10 protein-coding genes are annotated in these 12,187 nt (G+C 56.5%); 9 read left to right on the forward strand and 1 reads right to left on the reverse strand.

The genetic code is table 11. From position 1 onward, the window contains the following. Nucleotides 1–106: 106 nt before the first annotated feature. A complete protein-coding gene (locus M655_RS13360) occupies nt 107–649 on the reverse strand; it encodes a hypothetical protein (protein WP_026557244.1) in 543 nt (180 codons plus the stop codon). 178 nt (nt 650–827) lie between these two features. On the opposite strand from M655_RS13360, the gene dacB reads away from it, so the two are divergent. From dacB to M655_RS13405, 9 genes are all read left to right on the forward strand, one after another. After that, nucleotides 828–3,725, forward strand: a complete 2,898-nt coding sequence (gene dacB, locus M655_RS13365) for a D-alanyl-D-alanine carboxypeptidase/D-alanyl-D-alanine endopeptidase (RefSeq protein WP_026557243.1) — start codon at nt 828–830, stop codon at nt 3,723–3,725. Between the two features lie 190 nt (nt 3,726–3,915). Continuing rightward, nucleotides 3,916–4,980 carry an Ldh family oxidoreductase gene (locus tag M655_RS13370; protein ID WP_005828720.1) on the forward strand — a complete coding sequence of 355 codons (1,065 nt, stop codon included), beginning with the start codon at nt 3,916–3,918 and terminating at the stop codon, nt 4,978–4,980. 85 nt (nt 4,981–5,065) lie between these two features. Beyond that, complete coding sequence (gene panD / locus M655_RS13375; protein WP_005828718.1) at nt 5,066–5,458, forward strand: aspartate 1-decarboxylase; 393 nt, start codon at nt 5,066–5,068, stop codon at nt 5,456–5,458. Between the two features lie 38 nt (nt 5,459–5,496). Then, nucleotides 5,497–6,189, forward strand: coding sequence for a YheC/YheD family protein (locus M655_RS13380; protein ID WP_007782076.1), 693 nt, complete (start codon nt 5,497–5,499; stop codon nt 6,187–6,189). A 217-nt stretch (nt 6,190–6,406) separates the two neighbouring features. Further along, nucleotides 6,407–7,747, forward strand: a complete 1,341-nt coding sequence (gene brnQ, locus M655_RS13385; protein WP_026557242.1) for a branched-chain amino acid transport system II carrier protein — start codon at nt 6,407–6,409, stop codon at nt 7,745–7,747. A gap of 383 nt (nt 7,748–8,130) precedes the next feature. Beyond that, complete coding sequence (locus M655_RS13390; RefSeq protein ID WP_026557241.1) at nt 8,131–9,696, forward strand: spore germination protein; 1,566 nt, start codon at nt 8,131–8,133, stop codon at nt 9,694–9,696. Continuing rightward, entirely contained in the window at nt 9,693–9,911 is a 219-nt protein-coding gene (locus M655_RS13395; protein ID WP_026557240.1) for a hypothetical protein, read from the forward strand. The genes M655_RS13390 and M655_RS13395 overlap by 4 nt, the downstream gene beginning before the upstream one ends. Nucleotides 9,912–9,917: 6 nt before the next feature. Next, nucleotides 9,918–11,072 (forward strand): GerAB/ArcD/ProY family transporter, encoded by a 1,155-nt coding sequence (locus M655_RS13400; RefSeq protein ID WP_005828709.1) that lies wholly within the window; start codon nt 9,918–9,920, stop codon nt 11,070–11,072. 6 nt (nt 11,073–11,078) lie between these two features. Further along, entirely contained in the window at nt 11,079–12,185 is a 1,107-nt protein-coding gene (locus M655_RS13405; protein WP_026557239.1) for a GerAB/ArcD/ProY family transporter, read from the forward strand. Nucleotides 12,186–12,187: the final 2 nt, after the last annotated feature.

Genomic DNA, 12,187 nt, shown 5'->3' on the forward strand with positions numbered 1-12,187 from the left:
GCTTGTGCCGTCTCTATGGTGATTTTCATTTACGTCATGAGAAGCTGACTTGAGGTGCACGCCAAAAAACCGCTCCCCGACGGGAGTGGTTTTTTGGCGACTTTGCTTACGGCTGCAGGCTTTTCAGCTTTTGCTCGATCTCTTCCAACGACAGTTGATTGAAGTCGGCAAAGCCGACACCTTGCAAGGCGATGGTTTTGCCTTGGTACAGCGGGTACACGCCTTGCCATAGTCCGGTGAGGCTGTGCAGCGACGAACCTTTCACCTTGCGCAAAAACACGAGGTAGTTTCCTTCGCCAAGCGGGCCCGTGTACGTGAGGTTCAGCGAGCTGGAAGTGTCGGGGAGCGGCTCGACGCCTATGCTGAGCACGGTCAGCAAGCGGGGCGATGCGCCCTTGAACACTTTTTTGACGTGCAAGGTTTGGGTGTAATTGACGATTTTGCCCTGGGGGATGCTGCGCCCCGTCGGGTATGATTTATGCGCGCTGTCCATCCAGCCGATGACGATGAAGTCGCTTTGCTGGACAAGCTCTTTGGCGTTTTGGACAGAAGTGATCGGCACATGGAGATGGCCGATGTTCGTTTCGGCGGAAACGGGCAGCATGACGGCGCACAGCAGGATGATGAGGATCAGCAGGCGGTATCGCATGGATAAATATCCCCTCGCTCTTCGTTGTCATGCCGATAGTATGGTCGATAGAGCCAAGGTTCATCCTCTGTTTCCTTTTAGTAGGATAGTAATATTCCGAAAAGTCTAAATAGATGCTATCATTGGGGCGTACTGTGGAATTTGCGTAAAACGTCAAGACTAGGACAAGGAGGGTAACATGAATCAGTTGGTTGTCTTTCGACGCGTCTGTACGTGCTTTCTGCTTTTTGCGCTTGTGTTGCAGCTCGCGGCGTCTCCTGCTTTTGCGAGGGAAGACACCGCCACCAGGGGCGCGCTCGCCGATCACATCGAGAAATACTTGACGGACCTGAAGCGCGACGAGAACAGCGTGGGGCTGTATGCGGGGATTGTCGTCTACGACCTGACGGACAAAACGTATTTGTATCGGCACAACGCCGAGCGCAACTACATTCCCGCCTCGAACATGAAGCTGTTTACCACGGTTGCCGGACTGGATAAGCTCGGGCCGGACTACCAGTGGAAGACGGAGCTTTTCCTGCAAGGAAAGGTCAGTGCGGACGGCGTTTTGCAGGGCGATCTGGTGTTGAAAGGCTACGGCGACCCGACCTTGACGCCAGCGGACTTGCAGCAGATGGCAAGCGTATTGAAGCAGGCCGGGATCAAGCGGATCAACGGCCATTTGCTGCTGGACGAAAGCTACTTCGACGATACGCGCCTTGGCGTCAGTTGGATGTGGGATGATGAGCCGTATGGCTACAGCGCCCAACTGAGCGCTCTTTCTGTGCATAAAAATGTCACGACGTTGACCGTTACACCGGGGAAGGCCGTGAATGCGCCACCGACATTGGCGGTGGAACCGGCTACTACATACGTAAAAGTCATCAACAAGCTGCAGACGGTGGAAGGCAGCGAGTCCAACATCACACTTGAGCGGCCGCGTGGAAAAAACGAGGTTGTGCTGACAGGAACGATTGGGCTTGCCGCCAAACCGTATGAGGAGGATGTCACGCTGGAGGACCCGGCGCTGTTCGTCGGGGATGTCTGGAAAGAGCAACTGCTCGCACAAGGCATCGGGCTGAATCCGGGCGCAGCCGTGAAAAAGACAGTGGTGCAATCCGGCGTGCCTTTTTCTACCCATCTCTCCAAGCCGCTCGGCGAAGTGATCGTGGAGTTGAACAAGGAGAGCGACAATTTTTACGCCGAAATGCTGCTCAAGACGCTCGGCGCGACGCAAAAAGGGGCGGGCACATTCGCAGCCGGAAGTGAAGCGGTAGCGGACGTCATGAAGCGTGCCGGCATCGACAGCGGCTATCGCCAGGTTGACGGCTCGGGCCTGTCGCGTTTTGACCTGGTTTCAGCCGAGCAGATCGTGCGGCTTTTGGCGTTTGTGCAGCAGCAGAGCTACAGCGTGGAGTTGGAAAAATCGTTGCCAGTCGCGGGCGTCGACGGCACGTTGAAGACCAGAATGCTCGGTACGGCGGCAGCGAAAAACCTCATCGCCAAAACAGGCTCGATGGGCGGCGTCAACAGCCTGTCCGGCTACGTCACGGCGCAAAACGGCCATAAGCTGGCCTTTTCCATCCTGATTAACGGCATTTACAAGTCGAAGTATGCGCGCGACCTGCAAGACTTCGTGGGCACGCTGCTCGCGTCTTATCCGCAGCTCGCCGCCGTGCAAGGGGATCCGCCGGAAGCAAAAAAAACCTACGCGCTCTCGGCCTTGCTCGATCCGCTGTTCGAGCAGCCGCAGGCAGTCGGCATGACCGCAGGCGTCCTCGTCAAGTCGCTAGACAAAACGGGGGACGCAGCCATTTTGTACGAAAAAGAGGCCGATGCACTGCTCACGCCCGCGTCCAACCTCAAGCTGCTGACGACGGCTGCGGCGCTTTCCCAGCTCGGAGAGGACTACACGTTCAAGACGGAGCTGTACGGGGATGCGCCCGTCGCCAAAAACGGCGTGCAGCGAGGCAATCTGTACGTCAAAGGCTACGGCGATCCATCTCTGCACACCGAAAACGCCCTGAAGGTGCAGGAAGGCGTCTCGATTGAAAAAATCGCCGCCTGGATCAAAGAGCAAGGAGTCAAAGAGATTCAGGGGAACCTGGTGCTCGACGAAAGCTACTTCGACGCGCAACGGCTCGGTCTGGGCTGGGCCTGGGATGACGAGAGCTACTACTACAACCCGACGCTCGGCGCATTGGCCGTAAACCGCGGCACAGTCATGGTCGAGTACGAGCCTGCCGCAAAAGCCGGAGACGCCGTTTCGTTCAATCTGCTGCCGAGAACGTCCTACGCAGAGGTCATCAACGAAGCGAAAACGGTAGAGCCAGGCCAGGAAAACACGTTTGCCATCGTGCGCGACCGGGGAACGAATACGATTCGCCTGACCGGAAACCTCCCGCTCGACCATCCCGGCGACTACGAGCGCGTGCCTGTGGAGGAGCCTGCGAAATACGTCGGGACGCTGCTCAAGGAAGCGCTGGAGAGCGAGGGCGTCCGCTTCGCTCCGGGCAGCGAGTTGCTCGTTTCGCCTGTGCCTCATACAGCGGTCAAGTGGAACGAATTTGCCTCGCAGCCGTTAAAAGAAATCGTTTCGTACCTGAACAAGAAAAGCGACAACTTTTACGCGGAAATGCTGTTGAAAACGTTAGGCGCCGTGAAAAAAGGCGAAGGCAGCGCGGCAGCAGGCGCACAAGTCGTCCAGGAAGCTGTGCAGGCAATGGGCGGCAAGGCGAATTTTGACATGGTGGACGGCTCCGGGCTGACGCGCTACAACCTCATCTCGGCCCGCCACATCGCCACTGTGCTGGAAGGCATGGCGAAGCAGCCGGCTTTTTCCACTTACGAGGCGTCACTGCCTGTCGCGGGCGTAGACGGTACGTTGAAAAACCGGCTGGTGGAAACGGCCGCCGCCCATAGCCTGCATGCCAAAACCGGGTCGATGACCGGAGTAAACAGCCTGTCCGGCTATCTCACGACGAAAAGCGGCGAGAGGCTGATCGTCTCGATCATCTTCAACGGCTTCGTAGAGGACGAGGACTTTTTCGTCGAGCTGCAGGACCGGATCGTTTCGACTGTCGCCACATACGAATAAACTGTCCGTAAAAGTAGAGAAGCTCCTTTTGCCGCGAAAAGCGCAAGGGGCTTCTCTTTTTCGCGTGCCGCCGTGTCGGCAAGCCGCTCTCTCCGCTACCGGGTCAATGCCTGTGACGGTCGCTGCGGCGCCGACATATTTATATTCAGATGCAGATCGAAAAAACGAAGATCGGGGAGGGAAAGCGAAGGTGAACCCTACACGCTTTCATTGGAAGGGGTTGGAGCAGGTCGCTGCACAGGTCCTTTCTCGCGCGGGCGTCAGGGGAGAAGACGCGCAGCTTGTGGCCCGGTCGCTCGTCCATGCGGATTTGCGCGGAGTCGAATCCCATGGCTTGTCGCGGCTGCCGATCTACGTGCAGCGGATCGAGGCGGGACTGATCGAGCTGACGCAGCCGCCAGCGCTCGTCGTCCGGCAAGGCGCGACCGCCCTCATCGACGGCAAAAATCAGCTCGGCGTTGTCGTCGGAGTAGCGGCGCTGGACGAAGCGAAGCAGCTTGCCCGCCAACACGGCATCGGATTGGCCGGGGTGCGGCATTCCAACCACTTTGGCTCCTGTTCGTACTACGCGGAGCAGGCAGTGGACGAGGGATTGATTTTGCTCGTCTTGTCAAATGCGCCCGCATCCATGGCACCAACCGGAGGGATTGTGCCGTTTTTCGGAACGAATCCGATTGCGATTGGCATTCCGGCTGGCGAGCAGCCGCCTTTTTTGCTCGACATGGCGACGAGTGTGGCTGCGCGCGGCAAAATCGCTCTGGCTGCGAAAAAAGGGAGCGCCATCCCCGAAGACTGGGCGATCGACGCCGACGGCTTGCCCACTCACGATCCGACGAAAGCCTTGCTCGGCTCGCTTTTGCCGATCGGGGGAGCAAAAGGCTACGGACTTGCCATGTTCATTGACATTGTCTGCGGGCTGCTCACGGGCGCGGCGGTCGGCCCCGGCGTGAAAAGCTTGTACGACAACTGGCAAGACCCGCAAGACATCGGACACGTCTTCCTGTGCATCGACGTACAGCGCTTCCTGCCGCTCGATGCATTCAGGCAAAGCATGGACGCATACATTCGCCAAGTCAAAAACGTCCCGACTGCTCCCGGTGTCGCGGAAATTTTGATTCCCGGCGAGATCGAGCAGCGAATCATGACGGCCCGCAAGCAGGACGGCATTCCTTTTCCGCAAACCGTGGTGGAGGAGCTCGCCAAGCTGTGCTCCGCCTATGGAATTGATCTGGCACAGGCAGTCTGTACGGCGTGAGCAATCCTTTTGGCTGTCCATGGTTTCCCGGACATTCTCTCGCACATAGACTGATGTCAGCGGTTTGAAAAGGAGTGAACATCCGATGCAACGCCACATGTGCAAAGGTAAAATCCACCGGGCGACGGTGACGCAGGCCGAGCTGGACTACGTCGGAAGCATTACGATTGACGTGGCCCTGATGAAAGCGGCCGATATCAAGCCCTACGAGATTGTGCAAATTACCAGCCTGCGCAATGCGACGCGCTGGAAAACATACGTTCTGCCGGCAGCAGAAGGAAGCGGGAAAATTTGTCTGAACGGCCCGCCTGCCCACCTGTTTTCCCCAGGCGACATCGTCATTATTTTAAGCATGGGCATGTACGACGAGAGCGAATGCGATCAACTGGTGCCCAAGGTCGTGTTTGTGGATGAACACAATCGCATCACCAAAATCGAAGAGCATCATCTCATTACGAATGGAGAGACTTTGCCATAAAAGCGCCAAACGTAGGAAAATGGGGCAAGCATCAGCACATGGTCCAAGATGAGCTGTTGCGGGAGCACCTGCCCAAGACCCGGCTGTTTTCTCCGGAGGCGTTATGGGAGTACGCGGAAAGCTACAAGCGCGTGATGCTCAAGCCGTCCGGCGGCGGAGGCGGAGCAGGGATCATCCAGTTGACCGACCTGGGCGAAGAGCGCTACCTCGTCCATAGCGGCAATGTGCGGCGGACTATCGAAGGCAAGGAAAAAACCGTGCAGTACGTCCGCTCGCTGTTCCGTCCGAAAAAGTATTTGCTGCAGCCGCGCATTCCGCTCGGCCGGATCAACGGCAAGCCTTTTGACGTGCGCGTGATGCTGCAGCGCACTGGCAAAGCTTCGCCCTGGATCATCACGGGCTGGGTGGCAAAGCTCGCTGGACCAGGCTTCGTCGTCACGAACGTGGCGCGCAGCAGGGGAAAGGTGCTGCCGCTTCGCACCGCGATTCGCCAGTCCAACGTCGCGGCCGGACCGGATTTGCTCAGGGAGATCAGAAGCGTGTCGCTTGCGGTCGGACATTGCTTGGGCAAAGCGTACCCGACCTTGAGGGAAATCGGCTTGGATATGGGTATCGACATTCACGGGAAGCCGTGGATTATCGAAGCGAATTTTCGCCCGTCGCTGTCCTTGTTTCAACAGCTTTTGGACCAGACTTTTTACAGACGCATTTTGGCCATGCGAAAACGATGAGCGGATAACCACCTAGTCGGGTGCAGCCAGAAAAGCGACAGGTGGTTATCCCATCGCTTTTCTGGCGTGGACAAGCCGATTTCCGGGATTGGCTGGCCGGGCCTTGCGCAAGCTGTCGCAATGCACTTGCTATTGCGAAAAAAGGAGAAGCACTGGCGTATTATATCAAAAGTTGATAGAATGCCTCTCATTATGGAGGGAGGTAGTATGTTCGACAATGACAACAATGTCTAAAAAAGAATGGATGCTCATCAGCTTTATGCTCTTCTCCATGTTTTTCGGGGCAGGCAATCTGATTTTTCCGCCTTATCTCGGTCAGGAAGCAGGCTCGCTTGTCTGGTCTTCGCTGCTCGGCTTTGTTTTATCGGCCGTCGGCTTGCCGATTCTCGGCGTGGTGGCGGTGGCAAAAGCTGGCAGCTTCCACAGCCTGGCGAGCCGGGTTCATCCCGTTTTTGCTCTTATTTTTCCGTTTTTGATTTACGTTTCGATTGGGCCTGCGCTCGCGATTCCGCGTGCGGGAAGCCTTGCCTTCGAGATGGGGATGGCTCCGTTTTTGCCTGAACCGCTGGTTGCCTCCAAACTCAGCCTGTTCGTGTACACGGTCGTCTTTTTTCTGATCGTCTTCTGGCTGAGCCTGTCTCCTTCCAAGCTCGTCGATCGCTTTGGAAAGCTGCTGACACCGGCTTTGCTGGCCTTGATCGCGCTGATTTACGTGAAAAGTCTGGTGACGCCGCTCGGAGCGATGGGGACGCCGACAGGGAAGTACGGCACCAATCCGATTGTCCAAGGGTTTCTGGACGGGTATTTGACGATGGATGCGCTGGCCGCACTCGTGTTTGGCATCGTCATCGCCAACACGCTGCGCGCCAAAGGGATTACCGACACGAAGAAGCTGTCGGCGAGCATGATCCGCGCGGGGATCGGGGCAGGGCTATTGCTCACAGTCATCTACGTGATTTTGGGGATCATGGGCGCTTCCGCCGCTTCGCTGGGCAAGGCGGAAAATGGCGCACAGCTTTTGGCGAACATGATGAATCAGTTGTTCGGGTCGAGCGGAACGTTGATTCTCGGCGTGATCTTCACCGTCGCGTGCCTCTGTGTGTCGATTGGCCTTGTGACCTCGTGCAGCCAATATTTTCATGGGCTGTTCGGCGGCTTGCCGTACAAAGGATGGGTGACGGTGCTCAGCGTCTTGAGCATGATCGTGGCGAACATGGGGCTGACGCAAATTTTGACCGTATCCGTACCCGTGCTCGGCGCGATTTATCCGGTTGCGATCGTTCTTATTTTGCTCGCGCTGGTGGAGCGGTTCATTCCGGCGACTTCGCTCGTCTACATCACGACAGTTGGGGTCGTCGCGCTGTTCGGGCTGGCCGATTTGGTCAATGTCTTGTTCCTCGCTCGCGGGTGGGATGGCGTGCTGGCGGCTTTGCCGTTTTACAAGGAGGGCGCTGGCTGGCTGCTGCCTGCCTTGATCGCTGTTGCGGTCGGCATGGTTTTGGATATGTGGAAAAGAGCTTTGCGTCCACACGGGAAAACGACTTCCCAACCCGATTAATAGAGGCATGGCTGGCAAAAGAGCTTCGCACAAGCGGGGCTCTTTGTTTTTGCCTGATGCTACACCGTTACTTTTTCCCGGGCTTGCTCGTAGTAAAAGAGTACGGAAAGAGAAGGAGGCTATCATGCGCTTTGACACTCTCATGACGATCGCTGTCGTGCTTGTGCTGACATCCTGTTACTGTTATTTGTGGAAATGGCTGCGTTCCAAAACGTCCGGTTGATCCGGGCGTTTTTTCTTTTGCCAACAGGCCGTTTCGTCCAATTCCATGCGGACAGACAGGATAAAAGTGGCATGAATGGGGCAAAATTTCCCTAACTCATTTCACAGCTTGCCTCATTCCGGGGGGAAGCGTGACTGTTTGGGAATCAGGGGGTGGGGGTGTGAGCCGGAACGCGCGAAAATGGTGGAGATCGCACAAGCAAAGGCTCCAGCAACAGCAGGCAGTGCCTTCGCATACGCCTTTGCACAGGGAGCTTGCCGAGAACGAGCAGCAACTGCGCGCTCTTTATGCCAATTGCGCCGATGTGGTTTTCCGCTCTTTTCGCATCGGAGGATCGACCCGGGCGCTTGCGATCTACATCCAAGGCTTGACGAACAACGAGGAGCTGGAGCGCACCGTCTTGTCCGTGCTGATGAAGACGAAGCTGCCGAAGGATTCGGCGATCAGCAAGCTGCTGGACAATGTTGTGTCCGTATCGAAAACGCATGAGCTGGCGACCTTCGAGGACTGTCTGGAATCTGTCGCAAACGGCTATCCGATCCTGTTGATCGATCAGCAGCAGCGCGCTCTTTCCTTTGGCCTGGCACGATGGGAAAAAAGGCAAATCGAGGAGCCGATGGCCGAAGTAGTCGTCCGCGGCCCGCGCGAGGGCTTCACCGAATCGCTTCAGGTCAATACGGCGCTGCTGCGGCGGCTCATCAAGACGCCGGCATTGAAAATGGAGCAAATGCAGATTGGCGGCTACACGAAGACGCAAGTCGTGCTCGCGTACGTGGACGGGCTTGTGGACGCGGATTTGGTCACGGAAGTACGGGCGAGGCTGAACCGGATCGACATCGACGGCGTGCTGGAGAGCGGGTATATCGAGGAGATGATCGAAGACTATCCCGCTTCGCCCTTCCCGCAAATTTTGACGACGGAGCGCCCGGATGTGACGTGCGGCAACTTGCTGGAGGGCCGGATCGCCATTCTCGTAGACGGCACGCCGTTTGTGATGATTGCGCCGACGACGCTGTTCTCCCTGCTGCAATCGAGCGAGGACTACTACCAACGGTCGATTGCGAGTACTGCGATTCGCTGGCTCCGCTACTTGTTCACGGTGATTTCCTTTGTGCTGCCTTCGCTGTACGTGGCGCTGATTACGTACCACCACGAAATGGTGCCAACCTCTCTGTTAATCAGCATGGCGGCGTCCCGCGAGCCCGTGCCTTTTCCCGCCCTGGTCGAAGCGCTCCTGATGGAGATTACATTCGAGGCGCTGCGGGAAGCTGGCGTCCGGCTGCCCAAACAGGTAGGTGCCGCTGTCAGTATCGTGGGCGCGCTCGTCATCGGTCAGGCTGCCGTACAGGCGGGGCTGGTTTCCGCTCCGATGGTCATTGTCGTCGCCATTACCGGGATCGCTTCCTTTATGATTCCGCACTACATCGCAGGCATCTCGATTCGACTGCTGCGCTTTCCCATGATGTTTCTCGCGGGCACGCTCGGGCTGTTGGGGATTATGCTCGGCATCATCGTCACCGTCATTCATTTGAGTACGATTCGCTCTTTAGGGGTTCCTTATTTGACGCCAGTCGGGCCGATGAAGTTTTCGGAGTGGAAAGACACCATCGTCCGCGCGCCGTGGTGGATGATGAACGAGCGACCGCACCTGACTGGCGATTATCAAAAAATAAGGCAGGGGGCCGACCAGAAGCCAGGTCCGGAAAAAGGGGGAGATCCTGCTTGAAATGGGGCCAGATTGTCACGATGAGCGCCTTTGCCTGTATCCTGTTCACGTTCGAATGGCCGCGTCTTTCGCGCTTGCCGGGGCGGGACAAGGTGTCCTTCATCACCCTGCTGTTCACAGGCTGGGTTTTGTCGTTGCTGGATTTGCCGAACTTGCCGGGGCCGACTACGCTCATCAATGCGATTTTCAAGCCGCTAGGTCAATTTCTGGAGTAAAAAAGGGTGGGGCGTTTGCTAGAACAGGGAAAAATCTCTTCCGCTCAGATGGGCAAAATGGTCTTTTTAGCCATCGTGGCCTCGGCTGTGACTGTGGTGCCGAGCTACACGGGCAAATACGCGGAAAACGACTTGTGGTTGTCGCCTTTCTTGGCATCGCTAATCGGATTTTTTACGGTGTACATCGCGTTTGCATTGAACAGGCTGTATCCGCAGCAAACGGTGATCCAGTACAGCACAGATATCATCGGCAAAGTCCCGGGAAAAATTTTCGGACTGCTTCTTTTGTTTTTTTACGTTCACATGACGGGCCTGATCGCCAGAGGCTATGCCGAGTTCATCATCGGGAACTTTTTGCCGCAAACGCCGATCAGCGTCGTCATTCTCACGATGATAGCCGTGTGCGCGTATGCCGTAAGGGCAGGGTTAGAGGTGATCGGCAGGACAGCGCAAGGCTTTTTCTTGCTCTTCCTGTTTCCGTTGCTCCTGATGCCGTTTTTGCTCCAGGACATGCACTTCGAGTTTCTGTTCCCGATGTTTGAACGCGGCTTGCTGCCGTCGGTGAAAGGGGCGCTGATTCCCCAAGGCTACTTCAGCGAAGTTTTCCTGATGTCGTTTTTGCTTCCTTATGTGACGAACCGGGACAAAAGCATGCGCGCAGGAATGCTCGTCATCCTCGGGATCGCCTTGCTATTGACCTGTATCAATTTTTTCATCCTGCTCGTCTTCGGGCGGCAGGCGGCGGATTACATGTACCCGGTCATGGTCGCCTTTCGCTACATCAGCATTGCGGACTTCTTTGAAAATCTGGACTCGGTGGTCATGACCGTCTGGATTTTGGGGATGTACGTCAAAATCAGCGTGTTTTACTACGCCACTGTGCTGGGGACGAGCCAGTGGCTGGAGCTATCAGATTATCGCCCGATTGTCATTCCGATCGGGATGCTCATTGCGGCGCTCAGCTTCTGGTCGATGCCGAATCTGAACGAGGCAGGCCGCTTCGACATTGTCGCGTTCCCTTTTTACGGCCCGCTCATGCAGACAATTTGCCCGTTGCTGCTGCTCGGCTTCGCCTATTGGCGAAAAAAAGGCAAGCAGCAAAGCCAAGCCCAAATAGCCGCGGTGTCCGGCAGTGCCCATTCCGAAAAGCAAGAAGGATGAGGAACCATGCTCGAAACGGGAAAAATATCAGCCTTGCAGATGGGGATGATGATGTATCCAGTCCTCGTGTCCACAGCGATGCTTGTCGGACCAAGCATCATGGCACAGCACGCGCAAAACGACTTGTGGCTCACTCCGCTATGGGCTTCGCTTATCGGTTTTTTCAGCGTGTGGATTGCGATCCATCTCAACAAGCGCTTCCCCGGCATGTCGGTCATCGAACATGCGCGGGAAATTACCGGAAAAGTTCCTGCGGCAGTCCTCGGTTTCTTGTACTTGTACTTTTTGCTGCAAGTAAACGGCATCATCGTGCGGGAGTATGCGGATTTTATCGCCTTGTTCCTGCAGGAAACCCCGCTTGGCGTCATCTCGTCCGCCCTGATCTTCGTCTGTTCGCTCGCGGTAAAAGGCGGCATCGAGGTGCTGGGGCGGACGGCGCAAGTGTTTTTCCCGGTGTTCATCCTCCCGCTGCTGATAATGATCGGCCTGGTTTTTCCCGCTCTGGACCCTGGCAACCTGTTTCCGATTTTGGACAACGGGGTGTTGCCGTCGATGAAAGGAGCGGTCACGCCGCTTGGCTGGTTCACCGAGGTGTTTCTGATTTCCTACCTGCTGCCCTTCCTGTCCAACCGCAGGCAAGGTGCGCGGTCGGCCTTTTTCGTAGTGGCCGGCGCCATGCTGACGATGACGATCGCGAATTTGGTCACGCTGTTTTTGATGGGGGACGCGCTCGGCAACATCTTGTTTCCGATTATGGATACGGCCAAGTATGTAAACGTCGCCGATTTTTTTGAGAATATGGAATCGGCCGTCATGGCGATCTGGGTTATCGGCGCTTTCGTCAAAGTCTCGATGTTTTACTACGCGACCGTGCTCGGCACCGCGCAATGGCTGAACCTGACTACTTACCAGCCGCTCATTTTGCCGAGCGGAGTGTTGACGGTGATATTCAGCTTTTGGGGCATTCCGAGCTTCTCCATGCTCGGAGATGTCACCACGTTTGCGATTCCGGCCTTGCTGACGCTGTTCTTTTGCTTCATTCCGGCGGGGCTGCTCGTCTGGGCGATCATGCGCGGGAAGCGCAGCAAGACAGAGGAGGCAGAATCCGGGTGAGG

Origin of the sequence: Brevibacillus sp. NSP2.1 (assembly GCF_000470975.2) — a bacterium.
Taxonomy (GTDB): domain Bacteria; phylum Bacillota; class Bacilli; order Brevibacillales; family Brevibacillaceae; genus Brevibacillus; species Brevibacillus agri.